The following is a 21,038-nucleotide window of genomic DNA, read 5'->3' as shown; positions in this document are numbered from 1 at the left end:
ATTCAGTAAAGATCGCGTCGGTATCGACCGGACACCTTAGCGTCCTCGACCCAGGCCTGCCCCAAGGCCGCCGCCAGGGCGTGCTCGACCGCAAGCCCCATATCGCGGCCGCCACAGCACAGGACTACTCCATCCGCTTCCAGCCAGTTCCGGATATCGGCGGCCTGTGCGTTCACAACAGCCTGGACATACTGCCCCTCGCTATCATCGGGCCTTGAAAACACCAGATCGAGCCGCGCCAGACGGCCCTCTTCTCGCCAGGTTTTCATCTGATCCGCCAAGGTGCCGTCGCGCTCCGGATGACGTTCTCCGTAGATCAGCCAGACCTTGCGACCTTGCGCGTTCGCCTGAAGAATATGCGCCCCCAAACCAGCCAGACCCGACCCCGCCCCAATGAGCAGCAATGGCCCGTCGCCCTCCGGCATATGGAAGCCCTTGTGCGATTTAATCCGCAGCGGCAGGCTGTCACCCACCTGAATGCCTTCGATCAGCAGGCCAGAACCCTCACCGGGTTCGCCGTTTTCTTTGCATACTTCGCGCACATAAAGGTCCACATGCCCCTCTTCCGGCAGAGTGGCGATAGAATAGTCGCGGCGGTGACCGCGAGGCGTTGTGATCTCGACCAGATCACCCGCCTGCCAGTCGGCGGCCTGGCCTGTAAAGCTGAGATGATAGAGTGGATGACTACCCTGCGGATTGAGCCGTGTCCGGGCCTCCAGCCGCCAGGGCAATCCGGTATACGCATGGAGCGCTTCGCGTCCCCCCAGACTCGTCAGCAGGTCATGCCATTTCTTCAGCGCCGCCGCATCCAGGTCATCAACCTCGATAACCGGTACCACTGCCTCGGCCCCGCAGGACACCAGCCAGTTGAAAACACGATGGCCGAAGGCACAGAACTGGTCGTACTTGCGATCCCCCAGGGCCAGAACCGCCACTGACCGGCCCGCCAGATCGGGCGTTTCGCGCATCAAAGTCTTCTCGAAACGCAGGGCCTCGTCCGGCGCATCGCCCTCGCCGGTGGTCGACACCACGCACAGGATATGTTTCGCCACCTGCAACTGCGCCGCCGTCGCCGAGGCCATCGATACGGCCTGCGCGTCACGCCCGCCCGCCACAAGAGAGGCGGCACTGTCTTTGGCAATCTCCTCTGCCTGACCGGTTTGCGAGGCATAGAGCACCATATACTCGCTGGCGACTTCGGATTTACGCCGCCCCTTGAGCGCCGCCCACAGGCTGACCGCCACAAAACCCGCTGCCCAGGCACCGGCCGCAGCCCAGCACGCCGGATCATAGGTCAGGGTATCGAGCCATGCTGTCACAGCCAACCCTCCAGACGCGGGCTCAACCGTTCCCGGAGACCATCATCATCACGCAGCCAGATCAGGCAGGGAATATCATGCCTTACGACAAAATCCATGGCACTCGCCTCCCCCATCACCATCAGGGCCGTGGCGAGTGCATCGGCCCGCCAGCAATCGGCGTCGAAAATCGTCACGCTGACAATGCCTGAGCGCGTCGGCGCCTGGGTCTGGCTGTCGATGATATGCGAGTGGACCTGCCCGTTATGCACGAACGACCGCACCTGTTCACCGGAAGTGGCGACCGCCCAATCGCACAGGGCGGCAACCGTCGCCACCTTTGCCGGTGTCTCGATTTCCACCCAGAACGGCAGGCCATCCGGCTGTACGCCCCAGCCCTTCAGTTCACCCCCAACCTCGACCAGGCCCGAACAGACACCCGGCTCGGCTTTCAGAAGGTTCATCAGACAATCGACGGCATACCCCTTGGCGATGGCACACAGATCGATACGCACGCCCTCCGGCTTGATCATCCCGTCCCCCTGCCAGACCAGATCGCGCCAGCGGTTGGCCGGCAGGATCGAGATATCCGGCAGACCTGCCGGCACCGCCCTGGCGCCGAACCCCCACAGTTCCACCGCCGGGAGTATGGCCGGATCGAAGGCGCCATCGGTCAGTTCGGCTATATCCAGCGCATGGCGCATGACCGTCATCATCTGCGTCGGCAGGGCGACAAATGTGCCCGTCGGTGCCAGGTTGAAGCGCGTCAGATCAGAATCGATCCGATACGGACTCATTTCCCGGTCGATTCCATCCAGCACCGCCTGCAGGCGCGCTGGCAGTCCCATCAGGACCGCATCGGCTTCGACATAAAAACTGACCCGCCAGGTCGTGGCGAAGGCTGATCCTTCCAGATCGTGACGGACCGTTCCGGCAGGCGGATGCGGTTCCGCGACGAAGTCGGGGATCAGCACACGTCGGTCAAGGGCGGGCAGCGACAGGGGCATTTACGGCTTATAGCTGAGCTTGACCTGACCGAGTTCGGTGGTGCCTTTTGCGCTGGCGGTCGCCGCCCTGGCCGGGTTCCAGGTCAGCGGCAGTTTCACCTGATCGTGGCCGCCCTGCTCGCGCGAGGCTTCAACGACGAAGCTGTAGGCGCCGGGCTTCAGGCCCTTGAAGGCCGAAGCATTTGTATCGAGTGCCAGCGTATTGCGGCCGGGGGCGCGCGTAGCGCCGCTGAAACCATCAGTCGAGGTCAGGTCACGGCCGCTTTTGCGCCACCACGACCGCAGATCCTTCAGCCAGCGGGCGCCGCGGTTTTCCGGCTTCTTGACATCATACCACAGGAAAGCGTTGGCGACGTGATTGCCGGCGGCATCCTCGATCCAGCCCGCGACATAGGGCTTGTGGTATTCGGCAACCTTCTGGGCCGGGATTTCGATATCAAGCACAACCTGGCCGGCATTTGCCGTGGAAACGGTCAGGCCGGTGGCCGCAACGGCGGCGAAGGCAAGAAACTTGGCAGTCATGGTAAACCTCAGGCGTGAACAAACAGCAGAAAAAGGATGAAAGGGAGAACAAGGCCCAGAGCCACCAGGGGCCAGGTGACGCGGCGGCCACGGGCGTATAGCCACAGAAGGCCAAGACCGGTCACGGAAAACACCACGCAGGCAATGGCGATCAGGTCGATAAACAAGGCCCAGACCGGGCCGGAATGCCGGCCTTTGTGCAGGTCATTGAGCACGGCGATCAGGCCGCGATCGGTGCGTTCATAGATAGCATGGCCGTCGATGCGGCTGATTTCCAGAGTCAGATCGACACCTGGCGCCGACAGGGTGAGATAGATGCCGTCTTCGTCGGCATCGACCGTGGCGCCGCGCACATCGACGCCCGTGGCGCCCCGGATGGCCGTGGCCTGAACGGGCGTCAGGGGCACATTGGCCGTGACCGAAGCCAGGCTAGTCAAGGTAGCTTGCGGCACCGTGCGTTCAATCTTCGTCCCCTTGGGCTGGGCTTCAATCTGCGCCGCGTGATTGAGCGTAAAGCCGGTCACGGAAAACAGCAGCAGCCCCATCAGGGAGATTGCCGAACTGATCCAGTGCCACTGGCGCAACTGGTTCCGCCAGAAGCCGGACTTTACCGTTATTGAGCTGGGCATGAAGACAAAAATACCGCATAACTTTGATAATCATTCGCATTAGCAACAATTATCCGCCCTGACAAGGACGCCGTTCAAATTTTTGAATTGGGATCGACAGCCATCTGGCCTAGAAGCAGGACATGCAGGATATCGAACCGTTTCATGCCATTGCCATCAGCCGCCTGGCCCATCAACTGAAGGCCGAGGGCCGCTCCATCATCCACATGGAATTTGGCCAGCCCTCTACCGGCGCCCCAAAGAAAGCGATCGAGACCGCCCACTATGTGCTCGACACGGACGGCCTTGGCTACTGGGAAAGCCCGGACTTGCGCGCGCGTCTGGCCCGGCACTACCAGCAAACCTATGGTATCACCGTCGCACCTGAGCGCTTCATTCTGACCTGCGGCGCCTCACCCGCCCTGTTGCTGGCCCTGATTTCCAGCTTCGAGCCCGGCGCCCGCATCGCCATGGCCCGCCCCGGATATGTCGCCTACCGTAATACGGTCAAGGCGCTGCGCCAGATACCGGTGGAAATTCCTTGTGATGCGTCGGTCCGCTTCCAATTAACCGCCGCGGCTCTGGCAGCCGTCGAACCGGCGCCGGAAGGTGTCATCATCGCCAGTCCGGCCAACCCGACTGGTACGATCATCGAAGCTGCCGAGCTTGAGGCCATTGCCGCCGTCTGCCGCGAGCGTGGCATCCGCATCATTTCTGACGAAATCTATCACGGCCTGAGCTATGTCGAACCCACGCATTCCATGCTGGAATATGCGCCGGACGCTCTGGTGGTCAGCAGTTTCTCCAAATATTTCAGCATGGTCGGCTGGCTGCTGGTGCCGCAGGCACATCTGGAAAAAGGCCCGTGCCTATGTCGGCAATCTTTTCCTGACCGCGCCTTCTCTCAGCCAGCACGCCGGCCTGGTGGCGCTGGATTGCCGCGACGAGTTGGAGGCCCATGTCGCCACCTACGCCCGCAATCGCCAACTATTGCTCGATGCCTTGCCCGCACTGGGTCTGACCTCGATCGCCCCGCCCGACGGCGCCTTTTATATATATGCCTATATCGGCCACCTGACCGACAACAGCCTCGATTTTTGCCAGATGTTGTTGCGCGACACCGGCGTAGCTACGGCGCCTGGCCTCGACTTCGATCCAGTCGAGGGGCATCACTTTATCCGCTTCAGCTTCGCGGTCTCCACACCTGAGATCGAGGAAGCGATCCGGCGGCTAGCCACCTGGTTCGCGGCAAGAGCCTAACGCTCCAGCTTGGCCGCCAGAATAATCGAGGTGGTGGTGCGCTCCACGCCATCCAGCAGGCCGATGCGGTTGATCAGTTCGTTCATCTCTATGCTGTCGGCCGCCTCGACCATGACAATGATGTCGTATTCCCCGCTGATGGCATAGACGGCCGAGACTTCCGGGATTTCCGGCAGCTTGAGTTCGACCTCCTGACACAGGCGCGGCAGGGTCTTGATCATGACATGGGCGCGCAGGCGGGATTTCGAGTAGGCCTGGCCCAGCCGCACCGTATAGCCGTCGATAATGCCTTCGTTTTCAAGCCGTTCCAGCCGGGCATAGACCTGGGTGCGCGGAATATCGAGCATGGTCGCCAGTTGCGACACCGGCAGGCGGGAATTTTCGCGTAAGGACGCCATCAGCTTGCGGTCGATGGCGTCCAGTTCCGGGGCAGGCTTGCGCGTGGTCATTATTTCAGTGTCTCGTCGCCATAGATCGCCGTTCGGATAACGGGGGAATCGGATGATACCGCACCACGATACATGCCCACATCATTTATGGCAAAGGCCGGCTTGCCATTGGTGTCCATGGCGATCAGACCGCCATCGCCGCCGATCGATCCGATCGACATGATGGTGTCATGGGCCGCGGCCTCGATGTCCTGATGGTTCCAGCGCACGCGGTCACAAACCTGGCGGCCGGCGGAATCGCGGATGAAATATTCACCGGTGCCGGTGGCCGAAACGGCACAGTCGCCATCGCGCGCATAGGTGCCGGCGCCGATCAGCGGACTATCGCCAATACGGCCCCATTGCTTGCCGGTCAGGCCGCCGGTCGAGGTCGCCGCCGCCAGATGGCCATCGCTATCCAGCGCTACCGCCCCGACTGTGCCATACATATGGGTCGGGTTTATCATAGCCGTATTGTCTTTTTTCCAGTCCACCAGCATCTGCTCGCGCTCCGGTGTATGGAAATAGCTTGGGTCTTCCTGTTCAAGCCCCTGCGCCTTCGAGAAGGCGTCAGCGCCCTCACCGGCGAGCAGGACGTGGCGCGTCTTGTCCATAACGGCGCGCGCCGCCACGATCGGGTTCTTGGTGTGCGTCAGGGCCGCCACGGCGCCGGCCTTCATTGTGCCGCCGTCCATGATAGCCGCGTCGAGATAGATATTGCCATCCGCCGCGATCGCCGCGCCCTTACCGGCATTGAACAGAGGATTGTCCTCCAGCGGCTTCAGCGTGGCCTCGACGGCATCGAGTGACGAACCACCCTTGTCGAGTACCGCCTGCCCCGCCTTCAGGGCTTCGGCCAGACCGGCGCGATAGGCGGCATCGGTCTCCGGTGTCAGGTCGCCGCGGTCGATCACGCCGGCGCCGCCGTGGATGGCAAGCGACCAGTGCTTTTGCTGAGTGAGCACGCCATCGGTGACATCATAGGTGCGGGTGAAGGACGGCTGACCGACTTCCAGCGTCTTGATATTGAAGGTGCTGGTCTTGCCGATGCCCGTCACACTCACATTCTTGATATTGAGTGGCTTGCCCGGCGCCAGATCGTGAACCTCGCCGCCCTGAACCAGCCAGCCGTGACCATCGAGATTGGAATAAACCTTCGCCGTACCGTCGGCCTCTACCGTCATCGCGGCCTCTTCATCGATGCCCAGACCGACCAGCGGATGCGCATACCGCTTGCCATCGGCATCACGCAGACTTTCCGACTTGACCACAAAGGCGATCAGGCGGCCCAGGCGGTCACGCACGCCGAAATGGCTGTCGGTGACAATATTGGTCATCAGTTCCGAATGCAGGAAGTTGCTTTCCATGGTCACCGCCGAACCGAGCGGGTCTTTCATCGCCTCCGGCGAGGTAATGCTGCCGCCATCCATGGCCCCGTATAGCCAGTTCCCCTGCACCGCCAGCCCCGCCGAAGTGCCGCCGATCGGCTTGCCGGCCGCCACATGGGCATCGAGCGCTTCATTGAGCGGCGTGCCCCTCCACATGCGCACATAGTTGGACTGGTCGCCGCCCGCCAGGAAGATGCCATCGGCCTTCTTCACTGCTTCCAGCAGCTTCCGGTCATAAGAAGCCTTGCGATCGGTAAACAGAAAAGTCCGCACCGAGGCGACTCCCTTTACCTGGTTATAAAATTCATCCTGCGATTCCGTGGTACCAGACGCCCGCAGCACGACAATGTGACCATGACCGGCATGGGCGGTGAACCAGCGGAAGGCATCATAGGCCCAGTCACCGCCGCCGCTCAACAGGAAGCCACCTGTTACCGGATCGGTCGTCGGCTTCGTTTCGTCACCAATGACGAAGGTCCTGTAGCCCGACCCGCTTTTCCATACCTTCGCCTCGGCAATATTACTCATATTTAAGGTGACGAATGAGAGACTTAAGGCAAGAATCAGGTGACGCATGGCAGGCTCCGGGTGAATTAGTGCGCAAATGCAACATATCACCACAACTGTGATCGCAAATTGACCTTATGGCAACAATTTGATTGCCAAGTTTGACACAATGATGTCACTTTTCATCATGTTTCCGCAAAAATAGTGCACTTTGAAACTATATTTGCACATTTATCCCATTTGCATTTGCGAACACCGTTACTTCAAATCAGGAGCGCCCCATGAAGAAGACCAGGCCTTATATAACTCTTGGGCATCTCTGCAAGCTGACCCTGCTTGCCGGATGCAGCCTCTATGGCCTTCATGGCGTGGCCCAGGCACAGGACACCGCAACCGCTGCGCCGGCGGATGACGAACCTCAGACCGTCGTCGTTCTCGGGTCGCGCATTCCGCGCACCCAGAAGGAAGGCCCGGCGCCCGTCACTGTGATCACATCCGACCAGATCTGTGCCGGCGGTTATGCCAGCGTTCCGGACGTGCTGAAAACCGTGACGCAAAACGGCGGTGAAACCGAATCGATGCAATCGGGCAATGCCGCCGACTATTCGCCGGGCGCGCAACAGGTCGATCTGCGCGGCCTCGGCCCCAACCATACCCTAGTCATGGTCAATGGCCGCCGCATTTCCGATTTCCCGATGCCCTATGACGGCAATGGCAATTTCACCGATATTTCCAACATCCCTCTGGGCATGGTCGACCAGATTGAAATCCTGTCCGGCTCGGCCTCGGCCATCTATGGCTCGGACGCCCTGGCCGGCGTGGTCAATTTCAAGCTCAAGGAGCGCTATGACGGCTCGACGCTCGATTACCGCTACGGCTGGACCGAACAGGGCGGCGGACAGTCGCACCGCCTGAACTATTCATCAGGCTTCGATGCCGGCAAGTTCCACGGCGTCTTCGGCGGCGAAATCCTGTGGACCGATCCGATCTATGGCTACCAGCGCAAGCGCCAGAATTCGACGCTCGACGCGCCCGATCCCGCCTATCAGACCCCGGTCACCAACTGGCAGCGTCTGGATGACTATGATTATGCTATCGATGCCACAGAGGCTCAGTGCGCCCTTACGTCCGGCACAAATGGCGGCACTACCCATCTGGCGAACGATCCCTATTATAGTGGTGGTGATTATGATGTCGCTGGGGACTACTGCGGCAGCGAATCCGCCATCGGCTATAAGACCGTCCAGTCGCAGCGCCATGCTGGCAACCTCATCGGCTCCTTCACCTATGATGTCTCCGGCAACCTGCACCTCTTCGCCGACGTGCAGTTCGGTCTCAGCCGTCTTGAACTGCTGAAGCGCCCGACTTCCTGGGGTTTCCAAACTCCGGAGGGCGACGATTCCGGCTATTTCTATAATACGAACTCCAGCATGACCGGCGATGGTTATGACAATTGGTATCGTATCTTCACACCTGAAGAAATGGGCGGGCTGGACAAGGCCAAGCGCCAGGTCAATTCGACTACCTATACCTTTACGCCCGGCGTGCGCGGCACATTTGGCGCTGATGACAAGTGGAACTACGAGGTGGCGCTCAACTACAGCGCCTATACGGCCGAGGTCATCTTCCCGCTGATCAATGTCGAAAAAGCCAACGCCCTGTTCCTTGGCCGGTCTGAGGGCATTGATGGCGACGGCTATTATATCTTCAACGCCGACCCAACGCGCTTCTACACCCCGCTGACCCCGGAAGAATACGCCTCGATCGCTGAAAACGCCGTCTATCATCCGAAAAGCTCGGTTACCGAAGTCACCGCCCAGATCGGCACCCGCGACCTGTTCCAGATGCCGGCCGGCCCCGTCGGCTTCAACTTCCTCATCGAGGGCGGCCGTCAGGACTACGACCAGGGCACCGATCCGAAGGCCGCCTCGCCGCACTTCTTTAGCTGGACGGACTTCATTTCCAAGGGTCACCGCAACCACTACGCCACGGGCGTCGAGTTCAGCATTCCGTTGCTCTCCACCCTGTCCTCCAGCGCCGCGGCCCGTTACGATCATTATGATTATGCCGGTCACAGCGTCGGCCAGAGCACCTATAATCTCGGCCTGGAATACCGCCCGCTCAAGACCCTGCTGCTGCGCGCCGCGTGGGGCACCGGTTTCCGCGCGCCTGACCTGAACTATGTCTATCAGGGCATCGGTTACGAAGAAGGCCGCGCCACCGACTACTACACCTGCTACAATGATACGCCGGAAGACTATCCCGGCGATTGCGGCCGCGGTTCGCGCATCTCGGTCAAGACCGGCGGCAACCGCGACCTGGAACCGGAAACCAGCGAAAGCTTCAATACCGGCTTTGTCTGGGCGCCGTCACGTATGTTTGATGTCAGCGTCGATTACTTCAAGATCAAGATGGAAGGCGTGGTCGAGGACCTGGTCATCAACAACCTGACCCGCACCGAAGGCGAATGCCGCAACGGCCTGCAGGACATCAACACCCCGACCTGCCAGGACGCCATCGCCCGTGTCACGCGTGATTCCGGCGGCGACATCACCCAGGTCTTCGTCAGCCCGATCAATGTCGCCAAGGAAGAAACCTCGGGTTACGACTTCGCCGGCCACCTGCGCTTCGATACGCCGATCGGTGTGCTCGGCCTGTCCGGCAGCTATACCCACGTCATCGACCACGACTATACCCGCTATGTCGGCGACCCGGCCATCAACAAGCTGGCGGTCGATTCCGACTATTACATCCCGCGCGACAAGGCCTCGGCCAGCGTCAACCTGAAGACCGGCAAGTGGAAGTTCAACATCGACGGCAACTATACCAGCCGCCTGCCCAACTATGACGAGGACGCGTGGGTGAAAGCCTACATGCTCTATAACGCCTCGGCGCAATATGAGGTCAACGACAAGGTCACGGTGTCCCTGGCCATCGACAACCTGTTCGATACCAACCCGCCCTATGATTCCACCTGGACCAGCTACCCGTACTACAACAGCAATTGGTACGAAGGTCTCGGCCGCTCCGGCTTCCTGCAGATCACCTACAAATACTGATAAAGTCAGAGTGAAAACCTACCGGCCGGCGAATATTATCCCCCTCGCCGGCCTTTTTCTTTTGTGGAGAAAGCAAGAAGCCCCACCACCACGCCTCAAATGAGGGGGGGGGCTTCTTACTTAAGGCTCTCAGCCTTGTAGACCACCTTCCCGCCGACCATGGTCAGCAACACTTTCGTATCTCCGATCTCTTCCGGCTTGATCAGGAACAGGTTGCGATCGAGTACGATCAGGTCGGCGAACTTGCCTGCTTCAAGCGAGCCAGTGTCCTTGTCCTGCCGCAGGCTGTAGGCGGCATTGAGCGTGATCGCCCGCACCGCCTGCGCCACTGTCAGCCCCGGATCGATACCCAGCCGGTCGGGATATGTCACCGCGTCCTCACCAATCGCCTTGCGCGTGACAGCAATCTGCAGGGCCAGCCATTCATCGAGCGCATCCACCGGCCAGTCCGAGCCATAGACAATGCGCGCGCCATAGATTTCCAGCAGGCCGGCCGGTTCCATCAGCGCCGACCGCACCGGCCCCAGCGCCGACATCGACTGCATAATATCGATGGAAGGCCGCTCCCACTGGAAGGACAGCACTGGCAGGGCGCCGACCTCGGCATAGCGCCTGTAATCGGCCGGATCGACAATCTCATCATGGGCGATGGCCGGACGGATATCGTCTGCCGGATGCACTTTTCGCATCGCCTCGACCGCGTTCAGGCCCATCCGCACCGAGCCGTCGCCATCGGCGTGCATATGCGGATTGAGCCCCGCCGATGCCAGCTTGATCAGGGTGTCATCAAGCTGCGCTTGCGAGAAATAGGGCTTAGGTCCGTAATTGTGTCCCGGCTTGCCATTCTCGAAATAGGGCTCGACCATTACCGCCGAAAAGGCCGGCGCCGAATAAACCCCATCGAGGAACAGCTTGGCGGTATCGACGGTCATGATGGGCTTTGCGCCATCCGGTTTTTGCTCGAAGTCGGCCTTTTCCTTCAGAACCTCGGCGATCGCTTTGTCAGCATCGTAGTCCGCGGGGGAATCGATGAGTACGGCGAAATGCGCCCGCGCTGTCAGGCCGCCCCCTTTGGAGACCGTGCGGTAGGCGGTCATGGTCTCGATATCGGTATAGGCGTCGAGAAATGACGTAATCCCCTGCTCGCGCATGGCTTTCAGTGCCAGTTGCGTCGCCTGATAGTTCTTTTCGACCGAAGGGCCGGGCACCACCCTGTCCACCAAATCCTGTGCCGCGTCCTGCAAGAGCCCGGTCGGTTCACCGGCCGTATCGCGCACAATCACACCATCCTTAGGCTCAGAAGTATCACGGGTGATGCCTGCCAGTTGCAGGCCGCGTGTATTGGTCAGGTTGGAATGGCCGAAGGACGAATGGACCTTGATCGGCCGCGTGGTTTTCACGCCATCGAGCGCCGTGCGGGTCAGGATCGTGCCCTGCGGTTTAGCGCCCTGCTCAAACCAGTTGATGACCTCCAGCCAGTCATCCGGTCCGGCTGTTTTGTCGTCATCGACGCATTTTTGAATGCGCGCCTGAAATTCCGCAATCGTCAGGCTCGCATAGTCCAGATTACAGTTAAGCATCCGCAAGCCGCCCGATTGCGGGTGCATATGCCCGTCGATCAGGCCCGGCATGACCATCCGGCCCTTGAGATCGACCACCTGCGTCTTGCGGCCGGTAAAGGCTTTTGCCCCGACCTGATCCCCGACATAGACGATCCGGCCATCCTTTACCGCCAGCGCCTGGGCCACACTATCCTTTGCATCGACCGTGTAGACGTAAGCATTGCGGAAAAGAGTGTCCGCCAATGGCGTTTTCGCCTGGGCACCGAAAGCCACAAACGCCAGTCCGCACAGCAAAACTCTCTTCATCGGCGAATATCCCCTGTCGTTTTTTGGCGCATAACGGACTATATAGGTCACGCATTACCTCGCAAAGGAAAACAGATGGATTCGGTCATTTCGATCCGGCACCTCGACAAGACCTACAAGAGCGGCCACAAGGCGCTCAAATCCATCGATCTCGATATCCGGCGCGGTGAAATCTTCGCCCTGCTGGGCCCGAATGGCGCCGGCAAAACCACCCTGATCGGCGTGGTGTGCGGGCTGGTCAAGCTGACCGGTGGCACGGTCATCGCCGACGGCCATGACATCACGAAGGATTACCGCGCCGCCCGCGCCAAGATCGGCCTGGTGCCGCAGGAACTGGCGACCGACATGTTCGAGACCGTCTGGGCCACAGTCAGCTTTTCGCGCGGCCTCTTCGGCATGGCGCCCAATCCGGCCCATATCGAGAAGGTGCTGAAAGACCTTTCCTTGTGGGACAAGAAGGACAACAAGATCGCCACGCTTTCCGGCGGCATGAAGCGCCGGGTGCTGATCGCCAAGGCGCTGTCGCACGAGCCGAAAATCCTCTTCCTTGATGAGCCGACCGCCGGGGTCGATGTCGAATTGCGCCGCGATATGTGGAAGATGATCGGCCACCTGCGCGACGAGGGTGTCACCATTATCCTGACCACCCACTATATCGAGGAAGCCGAAGAGATGGCCGACCGCATCGGCGTCATCAATAAGGGCGAGATCATGCTCGTCGAGGAAAAGCACGCCCTGATGAAGAAACTGGGCCAGACCCGCGTCACCATCGGCCTGAAATCGAAACTGGATGCCCCGCCGGATATCCCGCAGAAACTCGACCTGTCCGAAGATGGCGAGACCCTGACCTTTGTCCTGACTGGTGAAGGCGATGCCGAGGATGCGGGTGTGGCTGACGTTCTCAAGGCGTTGATGGACAAGCAGATCGACTTCAAGTCAGTCAGCACCAAGCGGTCATCGCTCGAAGATATCTTTGTCGACCTGGTGGAGAAAAAATCATGAGCCTCAATTTCCACGCCGTCCGCGCCATCTATTTTTTCGAACTGCACCGCACCTGGCGCACCCTGTTCCAGAGCATCGCCGCACCGGTCATCTCGACCTCGCTCTATTTCATCGTCTTCGGCTCGGCCATCGGCAGCAAGATGACCCTGGTCGATGGTGTTTCGTATGGCGCCTTTATCGTGCCCGGCCTGACCCTGCTGTCAATCCTGACCGAAAGCACCTCAAATGCCTCGTTCGGCATCTACCTGCCGCGCTTTACCGGCACAATCTACGAACTGTTGTCCGCGCCTGTCTCGGTCGTCGAAGCGCTTTTAGGTTATGTCGGGGCCGCCGCCACCAAGTCTGTGATCCTGGGCACCATCATCCTGATTACCGCGCGGCTGTTCGTGCCTTATGAGGTCGTTCACCCGATCTGGGCGGCCGTATTCCTCGTCATGATCGCCCTCACCTTCTCGCTGTTCGGCTTCATCCTGGGCGTCTGGGCCGATGGCTTCGAGAAATTGCAGGTCGTCCCCCTGCTGATCATCACCCCCCTGACCTTCCTTGGCGGCACCTTCTATTCCATCAAAATGCTGCCGGACTTCTGGCAACACATCACTCTGTTCAACCCGATCGTCTATCTGGTCAACGGCTTCCGCTGGACCTTCTATGGCAAGGCCGATGTCAATGTGATGGTCAGTTTCGGCATGACCCTGGTGTTCACGACCGCCTGCGTCGCGCTGATCGCCTGGATATTCAAGACGGGTTATCGCTTGCGGAGCTAAAAGCTAAAAAGGTCCGGCCGGACCTGGGACCAGCAGATCCGGCGCGGAGTTTATGTGCGCGCCCGGAAGAGGGAGAAACAGTGCGCACGTGGGGCGCCAAACGATCTCAGGGGAAAACCGTGACGCAACCTTAAGTTACAATCAAGGCGTTTAAATTGCGTTAATTTGCAACCTATTCGTGCGCCACGTAGCCCCATAATCGCCGCAATAGCTTTGCATATCAAAGCCTCGCTCCATCGTCAAACCTGTAGGCAGACCGGACCGAATAGGGCATAAGACTCATCCTTAAATGCCAGACCCGACATGTGCGAGCCTTAATGACCTCCGACCCGAACATGCCCGCCCCCTCCTTCATTCAAAAAGCGAAAGATTTCGCCGACCGTCTGTGGAACGCCGATGACCAGACCCTGCGGTGGATGCTCGGCGTCCTGGTGATCGTGCTGGCCTGCTTCAATTTCGTGCGCGACCTGAATAACCCCAACCATGCCTTCTGGGACGGATCCTATTACCTGACGACGACCCAGAGATATGAGGAAGGCAAGGCGCAATATGCCTCGCATCCGCCGCTCGGCTTCATGTTCATGGATGCCGGCGTCAAGGCCGGCAAGCTGTTGGGCATCAACAAAAATATCGACACCCATTTCCTCGGTGATGTGAAAAAGATCGATTCCCGCGTCGTGCCGAAAGGCTACGATTTCACGCCGATCCGTATGCCCTCGGCCCTGTTCGCGGTCATCAGCGCCCTGCTCTTTTATCTCATCATCCTGCGTCTTAATGGCGAAGCCTTCGAAGCCTTCGTTTTCTCACTGCTGTTTGTTTTCGAGAACGCCTATATCGTCCACTTCCGGGCCGCCCACCTCGATTCCTACCAGTTCACCTTCACCCTGGGCTCAATCCTGGTCTGGCTCTATACCTTCGGACGCGAGATCGAAGCGGCCGCTCCTGACCTATGCCGCCTTCGGCCTGCTGTGCGGCCTCAGCTTCATGGTCAAGGTCAATTCGCTGGTCATGCTCCTGCTCGGCGCGTTGAGCCTCGGCCGCGCCCTGTGGATGGACCATTCGCGCCCCAACTGGCTGCGGCAATTCTGGCGCGGTTCCTCGATCGCCGGCGCCTTCCTGGCGGTCGTGGCGCTGTTTTTCACCCTGCATGTCGTCTTTAATCCCAATGCCCCCGATACCTCAACCAAGGCCGGCGCCCGCGACAACAACGCCATGGGCCAGGTCTACAGGGACTACCTCGCCCACAAGCGCGGCCTGTCGCCCGCGGTGGTCTGGGACGCAACAGTCGGCTATTACAAGTATATGAAGTACGACTTCACCGGCGAGGTGAAGACCGAACCCAATGGCTCGCAACCGGTGCTGTGGCCCTTCATGGCCAAGGCCATCACCTACCGCTGGGATTTCGACGGCAAGAAGACCGCCTATACCCACATGGTCGGCAATCCGGTCAACTGGGGCTTAGGTCTTGTCGGCATCGTCGGCGCGGCCGTGCTGATCTCGCGCCGCCGCTTTGACCGCAAGGACACCCCGGACGCCGAGGCACGCGCCATGGACTTCGACCGCCTGGAAGCCCTGTTCGCCATGTTCATGTTTTTCTGGGTATTCCACATCTACCTCGGCATCCACCGGGTGATGTATATCTATCATTACTTCATCGGCCTGGCCCTGACCTACCTGCTCGCAGCCTTATGCTTCAGGATCATCGCCCGGCAGGTGCCGCTGGTGGCGAAGCACCGCTTCAGCATCCTGTGCGGACTAAGTATCCTGATCGCGGTCAGCTATCTGTTCTACGCGCCGCTCACCTATCACCAGTCCATGACCAAGGCCGAATGCAATTGGCGCAATATTCCGGTCACCCTTGTGGTCTGCCAGCCGGCGAAGAAAAAGCCGGCCCCCCTGCCGGTAAAGCCATCCGTCGACCTTAACAAAAGTTAATCCGCCGGATTTCGCTTTCTTCGGACACAATCCTGCGGCAGTGTCAGCCTCACATTTTTAGTTGGCGCGCATCTTAGTCCAAAAAGTGCGGACACTTTTTGGGATGCGCTTGTCCGGAGCCATACTTACATGCTGATCAAAAAATCCCTGCTGACCGCCTTCGCCATTGCGGCCCTGACCACCACGGCCCTGACGCCGGTCAGCAGTTATGCCGAAGCACCGGTCGCCGCTCAGCCGATCGATATCAGTACGGGCCTCGACTTCCCCCAGAACCATTCCGACATCAAGGCTGATCCGGCGGTACGCTTCGGCAAGCTGCCCAACGGCATGACCTATATCATTCTCAAAAATGCCACCCCGCCGGGCACCGCCTCGATCCGTCTGCGCTTCAATGGCGGCTCGCTGATGGAGGATGACAGCCAGCAGGGCCTGGCCCACTTCCTCGAACACATGGCCTTCAACGGCTCGAAGAACGTGGCCGAAGGCGACATGGTCAAGATTCTGGAGCGCCATGGCCTGTCCTTCGGCGCCGACACCAATGCCCATACCGGTTTCAGCGAAACCGTCTACGAACTCGACCTGCCCAAGGTGGCCGACGACGACCTCGATACCGGCCTGTTCCTGATGCGCGAAACCGCCGGTAATCTGTCGCTCGATGACGGCGCCATCGACCGTGAGCGCGGCGTCATCCTGGGCGAGGAACGCGCCAGCGACAGCCCTGGCCGTCACGCCTATATGAAATGGTCCACGGCGGCCTTCGGCGGCCAGAAATACCCTGTGCGCCTGCCGATCGGGCTTACAGACATCATCAAGACCGCCAAGCGCGACCGCTTCGTCGATTATTACAACAGCTTTTACCGCCCGGAACAGGCCACCCTGGTCGTGGTCGGCGATTTCGATCCGGATGCCATGGAGGCGCGTATAAAGACGAAATTCTCCGACTGGCAGAAGCCCGCGGCCCCGATCCGCGTCATCGATTTCGGCGCTTACAAGCCGAAGGGTGTCACCTCCGAAGCCTATGCCGAAAAGGGCCTGCGCACCGAACTGACCCTGACCTGGTCGCAACCGATTACCGAGGTCTACCAGACTGAAGCTAAGGAAACCGCCGACTTCCTCGATAGCCTCCGCACCCAGATTCTGAACGAACGCCTGGAGCGCCTGGCCAAGCTGCCGGATACCCCCTTTGCCGCCGCCTCGATCGCTCATGATGACGTCGATCACACGGCCACCGTCACGCAACTGTCGATCACGCCCAAGCCCGGCCGCGAGAAGGATGCCTTCGTCGCCGCCTATACCACCGTGCGCCAGTTCATCGAATATGGCGCCGACCAGGCCGAACTTGACCGCACGCTCAGCGATACCGAAACCTATTTCAAGCAGGCCCTGCAGGGCGCCAATACGCGCAACAGCCGGCAACTGGCCGAATCCCTGGTCGATTCCATGGCCGATGGCGAGGTCTTCACCTCCCCGCAGCAGGACTGGGACTATTTCCAGAAACTGAAGCCTTCGATCACGCTTAATGCCCTCAATGCCGGCATCAAGCCCCTGTTCGCCGGCGACGGTCCGCTGCTTTGGCACGAAGGCCCGACCCTGGGTGATTTCGACCAGAAAGCCTTCCTCGACACCTATAATACGGTTCAGTCCGCCAAGGTCGCGGCTTCCGAAGCCCGCGTTAACAAGCCCCGGCCCTATACCGATTTCGGCACGCCGGCCAAACTGGTCAAGCGCGAGGAGATCAAGGATCTCGGCCTGACCCAACTGACCGGGCCAATGGCGTGCGCGCCACCATCAAGACCACCGATTTCAAGGACGATGAAATCGGCATTACCGTCCGCTTTGCCGGGGGCTTAAGCGCCCTGTCGCCCGCAGCGAAGCCGCCAGTCTTCGCCGCCTCGGTGTCCGATCTGCAGGAAGGCGGCCTCGGCAAGCTCACCGCCTCAGAAATCAAGGACAGCCTGACCGGCAAGATCTACAGCGTGGGCCTGAGCATTGGCGAAGACGCCACCACGCTTTCAGGCGGCACTAATCCGACAGACTTCGCCACCCAGATGCAGGTGCTGATGGCCTTCACCACCGATGCGGCCTATAGCCCCGATGCCTTTGCCCGCCTGAAATCCTTCATTCCCGACTATTACAACCAGCTCAACTCCACGCCCGGCGGCGTCTTCCAGATGAACGGGGCGGCCGCCCTGCGGAACAACGACCCGCGCTTCACCATGCCGTCCGAGGCCGATTTCCTCGCCACCACCAATGACCAGGTGAAGGCGCTGATCGACCGCCAACTCAAGACCGAGCCGGTCGAAATCACCATTGTCGGCGATATCTCCGAAGCCGAAGCCGAAGCTGAAATCAGCAAAACCTTCGCTACGCTCGGCAAACGCGCCGACACACCGGCCCTGCCCGCCGACGGCCTGTCTCTGCATTTCCCCACCCAGAATCTCAACCGTGTGTTCGAGCATCAGGGCCGCGCCGACCAGGATCTGAGCTATATCGCCTGGCCAGGCACGGACTTCATGTCCGACACCCGACGCGCCCGCGGCCTGACCGTCCTGGCCGAGGTGCTCTCGCTGCGCCTGACCGATATCGTGCGCGAGCAGAAGGGCCTGAGCTACAGCCCCTATGCCAGCAACTATTATTCCCAGACCTTCCCCGGCTTCGGCTATCTCAGCGCCGTCGCCCAGGTGAAGCCGGAGGATGACCAGGCCTATTATGACGCGGTGGCCGGCATTGTGGCCGATCTCAAGGCGCATCCGATCAGCGCTGACGAACTGCTGCGCGCACAGAAACCGCTGCTCGACCGCATGGATACCGACCTGAAGACCAACACCTTCTGGGCCGGCGCCCTGCCCGGCTCGACGACAGACCCGCGCAAGCTCGACTATATCCGCACCCGCCGCGACCAGTACAAGGCCGTGACCGTGGCCGATATCCAGAAACTGGCCAATGAGTATCTCGATATGAACAAGGCCATGCGCATCCAGATCAAGCCGGCAACAGCGGAAGCGGCGAAACCCTAAACCAGCCGGATCGGACCGGAATAATCGGCCACCTGACGGTCGGAGGTCAGAAGCAAGATACCTTCGACCGTCGCCTGCGCCACCAGCAAGCGATCGAACGGATCCTTGTGAAGCCACGGCAGGTTGGCGACCGCGACGGCATGGTCACTTTTTATCAACAGTTCCTGATACCCATTGTCGAGCATACCACGCCTGATAATATGCGGGTCCGCCACGAAATCCGCGTGTCCACGGCTTTTCTTGATGGCGATTTCCCAGATACTGACAACGCTGAAAACCAGTTCATTCTGTGGATCAGTCAGTAGCTGCACAATCTCTGGCGACAGTCTTTTCGGCGCTGAAACGGCCCACAGCAACAGATGCGTATCGAGCAGCAGCTTCATTCATCGTCACCATAGAACATGGCGGCGATTTCATCCTCATACAGACGGTCGAAATTATCCGGGACAGTAAATTGACCTTCCAGGAACCCCAACCGCTGCGGCGTTTTCACCACCGACTCATTGATCGGCACCACCTTGACCATGGCCCGGCCAGCCTTGGCGATGATAAACGGCTCGCCCTTTGCCGCTTCCTCGACCAGGCGCGACAGATGCGTTTTGGCTTCGTGGATATTGACCGCCTTCATGACAGACCTCACTAAACTAAGTTTGGTTAGTTTAGTTTAAAACTGCCACGACGGCAAACAAAAACCCCGCCGGATGGACCGGCGGGGTTTTCAGTTATGTGCGCACTTTTTTAGTTTACTGGACGAAACCACCGACGCCGCCATCGAAGCTCATCACGGCCGTGCTGGTGGCATTGCAGCTATTGCAGGCCATCTGGCGCTGTTTGGTGATGGTTTCGGTGTGGGTCAGGGTCAGGATCTTGATGCCGACGCCAAAGCGGCGCAGCAGCGAACGTTCGTTGCACTGGCGCTGCGGAATCTGCGGCTTGCAGGTCAGGGTGCCATTTTCGAACCACAGGGCCTCGTTCTTGGCGCAGGTAGCGTTCTTGCCGCCATCGAAATTGATGTGCGAACCGTCATAGTCCGAATAGGTCCACTGCATGTGCGTACCGGCGATGCAGCGATAGACCTCGCCGCGATAGGAACCTGCGATATCACGGCCCGAAAAAGACCTGAGACGCCGGGTGCGGCACACCGGTGTCGTCGATGCAACTCGCCTGGATGATGGTCTGTTTGGTGAAAGTCTGCTGTTCGCTGTAGCTTTCCATGGCGCCGCAGCAATTTCCGCTGACGACATTCAGGGTGCCGGCGGCTTGCGGATAGCCCGGTGTCTGCGACCAGTTGCTGTAACCGCCGCCATAATAGGTGGTGGCCCCGGCACTGGCGCCGGCGCTGGCGCCTGCGCCGACCTTGACATTGACGTTCACATTGACATTGCCCCCACCGCCGCAGCTCGTGCAGGGGGTATGCGGTGGACGCGGATTATGCGGCACGGTGGGCGGTGGCGGCGGTGCGCAACCGGTCGTGCAGGCCGCGGCGGCGCCGGCGAAGGCCAGCATTCCGGCGCCCACCAGAAGGGTGAACAGGTTCTTCAAGGCTTTGCGCATCAAAACTTTCCTCATGGCTTTTTCGCCCTCATGGCTATTCTGGCCATTCATCAGCAAGAACCATACCGCGCCAAACTTGCCTTTTGATTAAGCCCGGCGTCAAAAAAGTACACAAACACCACATTTCCGGCAGCGATCTTGCCTTTCCCCTGTGCAAAGGAGATCGACGTGCCCCATTCCAGTACAGTTTCATTCCTGAGCTATTGGCGCAGCCTTCAGACCGATCCGGGTAAGGCCCCGCTGCGGGAACAGTTCGATCCCGCGCGTCTCAAGACCCTGATCCCGCAGATGATGATGGTCTCGACCACCGACCACAGCCACCGCTTTCGCCTGGCGGGCGGCTTCCTGCGCGCCCTGCATGGCCACGAACTGAAGGATACCTCTTTTACCGCGCTTTTCCAGGCGCCCTTTATCGGCCGGGTGACCACGGCCCTTATGCTCAGCCGCCGCCAGGCCCAGCCGGTGATCCTCAGCCTGTCCGCCCCCTGGCAAACCGCGCATCCCGAAATGTCGCCGGAAGAAGCGGCGCTGTTTCAAAATGAAACGGTGCGTTTTGAAATATGCCTGTGCCCCATGCTGAACGCCTATGGCAAGGTCGATCGCCTGGTCGGCATTTACCAGACCCTCAGCGCCATGCCGCAGAATCCGAACGGTGTGCTCGGCCGCTACGCGCTGGACACTGTCCGCCTGTGCCCACAAGAGCAAGGGCCGCAGCCCGCCCACCTGCGCCTGATCGCCAGGGACGGACGGCTGATCGCTTAAATCGCGGAACACACTTGTTTCCTTATAAAATTCCGGCAAGCTGGCCTGGATTTTATGGA

19 protein-coding genes and 1 pseudogene are annotated in these 21,038 nt (G+C 59.9%); 9 read left to right on the top strand and 11 right to left on the bottom strand.

The window, feature by feature from the left end; translation table 11 throughout:
- Nucleotides 1–2 precede the first annotated feature (2 nt).
- Genes NVV72_14495 through NVV72_14480 form a run of 4 tightly spaced genes read right to left on the bottom strand, consistent with a single transcriptional unit; the run spans nt 3 to nt 3,456 of the window.
- A complete protein-coding gene (locus tag NVV72_14495; protein ID MCR6660483.1) occupies nt 3–1,319 on the bottom strand; it encodes an NADPH cytochrome P450 oxidoreductase family protein in 1,317 nt (438 codons plus the stop codon).
- The gene (locus NVV72_14490) at nt 1,316–2,305 is read right to left on the bottom strand and encodes an FAD:protein FMN transferase (protein MCR6660482.1); all 990 of its coding nucleotides are present in this window, start codon (nt 2,303–2,305) and stop codon (nt 1,316–1,318) included. The genes NVV72_14495 and NVV72_14490 overlap by 4 nt, the downstream gene beginning before the upstream one ends.
- Nucleotides 2,306–2,827, bottom strand: a complete 522-nt coding sequence (locus NVV72_14485) for a DUF2271 domain-containing protein (protein ID MCR6660481.1) — start codon at nt 2,825–2,827, stop codon at nt 2,306–2,308.
- A gap of 8 nt (nt 2,828–2,835) precedes the next feature.
- The gene (locus NVV72_14480) at nt 2,836–3,456 is read right to left on the bottom strand and encodes a PepSY-associated TM helix domain-containing protein (GenBank protein MCR6660480.1); all 621 of its coding nucleotides are present in this window, start codon (nt 3,454–3,456) and stop codon (nt 2,836–2,838) included.
- Between the two features lie 122 nt (nt 3,457–3,578).
- On the opposite strand from NVV72_14480, the pseudogene NVV72_14475 reads away from it, so the two are divergent.
- Nucleotides 3,579–4,695: pseudogene (locus NVV72_14475) on the top strand (aminotransferase class I/II-fold pyridoxal phosphate-dependent enzyme).
- Here the strand turns inward: NVV72_14475 and NVV72_14470 are convergent.
- Nucleotides 4,692–5,144, bottom strand: coding sequence for an Lrp/AsnC family transcriptional regulator (locus tag NVV72_14470; protein ID MCR6660479.1), 453 nt, complete (start codon nt 5,142–5,144; stop codon nt 4,692–4,694). The pseudogene NVV72_14475 and the gene NVV72_14470 sit on opposite strands and share 4 nt — an antisense overlap.
- Complete coding sequence (locus NVV72_14465) at nt 5,144–7,087, bottom strand: isoaspartyl peptidase/L-asparaginase (protein MCR6660478.1); 1,944 nt, start codon at nt 7,085–7,087, stop codon at nt 5,144–5,146. The genes NVV72_14470 and NVV72_14465 overlap by 1 nt, the downstream gene beginning before the upstream one ends.
- A 212-nt stretch (nt 7,088–7,299) precedes the next feature.
- Between NVV72_14465 and NVV72_14460 the strand changes: the two genes are divergently transcribed.
- Entirely contained in the window at nt 7,300–10,077 is a 2,778-nt protein-coding gene (locus tag NVV72_14460; protein MCR6660477.1) for a TonB-dependent receptor, read from the top strand.
- A gap of 116 nt (nt 10,078–10,193) precedes the next feature.
- On the opposite strand, the gene NVV72_14455 is transcribed toward NVV72_14460, so the two are convergent.
- Nucleotides 10,194–11,945: an amidohydrolase gene (locus NVV72_14455; GenBank protein ID MCR6660476.1), complete on the bottom strand. Its 1,752-nt coding sequence runs from the start codon at nt 11,943–11,945 to the stop codon at nt 10,194–10,196.
- A gap of 75 nt (nt 11,946–12,020) precedes the next feature.
- On the opposite strand from NVV72_14455, the gene NVV72_14450 reads away from it, so the two are divergent.
- The 6 genes from NVV72_14450 to NVV72_14425 all read left to right on the top strand — a co-directional run bounded on the left by NVV72_14450 (nt 12,021) and on the right by NVV72_14425 (nt 18,663).
- Nucleotides 12,021–12,947, top strand: coding sequence for an ABC transporter ATP-binding protein (locus tag NVV72_14450; protein MCR6660475.1), 927 nt, complete (start codon nt 12,021–12,023; stop codon nt 12,945–12,947).
- Complete coding sequence (locus NVV72_14445) at nt 12,944–13,711, top strand: ABC transporter permease (GenBank protein MCR6660474.1); 768 nt, start codon at nt 12,944–12,946, stop codon at nt 13,709–13,711. Before NVV72_14450 ends, NVV72_14445 begins: the two co-directional genes overlap by 4 nt.
- 317 nt (nt 13,712–14,028) lie before the next feature.
- Nucleotides 14,029–14,871, top strand: coding sequence for a phospholipid carrier-dependent glycosyltransferase (locus NVV72_14440; protein MCR6660473.1), 843 nt, complete (start codon nt 14,029–14,031; stop codon nt 14,869–14,871).
- A gap of 142 nt (nt 14,872–15,013) precedes the next feature.
- Nucleotides 15,014–15,646 carry a hypothetical protein gene (locus NVV72_14435; GenBank protein ID MCR6660472.1) on the top strand — a complete coding sequence of 211 codons (633 nt, stop codon included), beginning with the start codon at nt 15,014–15,016 and terminating at the stop codon, nt 15,644–15,646.
- 129 nt (nt 15,647–15,775) lie between these two features.
- Nucleotides 15,776–17,497 (top strand): insulinase family protein, encoded by a 1,722-nt coding sequence (locus NVV72_14430; GenBank protein MCR6660471.1) that lies wholly within the window; start codon nt 15,776–15,778, stop codon nt 17,495–17,497.
- On the top strand, nt 17,422–18,663 hold the full coding sequence (locus NVV72_14425; protein MCR6660470.1) for an insulinase family protein: 1,242 nt from the start codon (nt 17,422–17,424) through the stop codon (nt 18,661–18,663). Before NVV72_14430 ends, NVV72_14425 begins: the two co-directional genes overlap by 76 nt.
- Here NVV72_14425 and NVV72_14420 read toward each other — a convergent pair.
- From NVV72_14420 to NVV72_14405, 4 genes are all read right to left on the bottom strand, one after another.
- Entirely contained in the window at nt 18,660–19,046 is a 387-nt protein-coding gene (locus tag NVV72_14420; protein MCR6660469.1) for a type II toxin-antitoxin system VapC family toxin, read from the bottom strand. The two genes, NVV72_14425 and NVV72_14420, sit on opposite strands and share 4 nt — an antisense overlap.
- Complete coding sequence (locus tag NVV72_14415; protein MCR6660468.1) at nt 19,043–19,291, bottom strand: type II toxin-antitoxin system prevent-host-death family antitoxin; 249 nt, start codon at nt 19,289–19,291, stop codon at nt 19,043–19,045. Before NVV72_14415 ends, NVV72_14420 begins: the two co-directional genes overlap by 4 nt.
- A 115-nt stretch (nt 19,292–19,406) precedes the next feature.
- Entirely contained in the window at nt 19,407–19,805 is a 399-nt protein-coding gene (locus NVV72_14410; protein ID MCR6660467.1) for a hypothetical protein, read from the bottom strand.
- Nucleotides 19,765–20,217: a hypothetical protein gene (locus tag NVV72_14405; protein MCR6660466.1), complete on the bottom strand. Its 453-nt coding sequence runs from the start codon at nt 20,215–20,217 to the stop codon at nt 19,765–19,767. The genes NVV72_14410 and NVV72_14405 overlap by 41 nt, the downstream gene beginning before the upstream one ends.
- 168 nt (nt 20,218–20,385) lie before the next feature.
- Between NVV72_14405 and NVV72_14400 the strand changes: the two genes are divergently transcribed.
- Nucleotides 20,386–20,979, top strand: coding sequence for a PAS domain-containing protein (locus NVV72_14400; protein ID MCR6660465.1), 594 nt, complete (start codon nt 20,386–20,388; stop codon nt 20,977–20,979).
- The last annotated feature ends 59 nt before the right edge of the window (nt 20,980–21,038 follow it).

Source organism: Asticcacaulis sp., assembly GCA_024707255.1.
Classification (GTDB): Bacteria; Pseudomonadota; Alphaproteobacteria; order Caulobacterales; family Caulobacteraceae; genus Asticcacaulis.
This window is presented reverse-complemented; position numbering and strand designations above follow the sequence as displayed.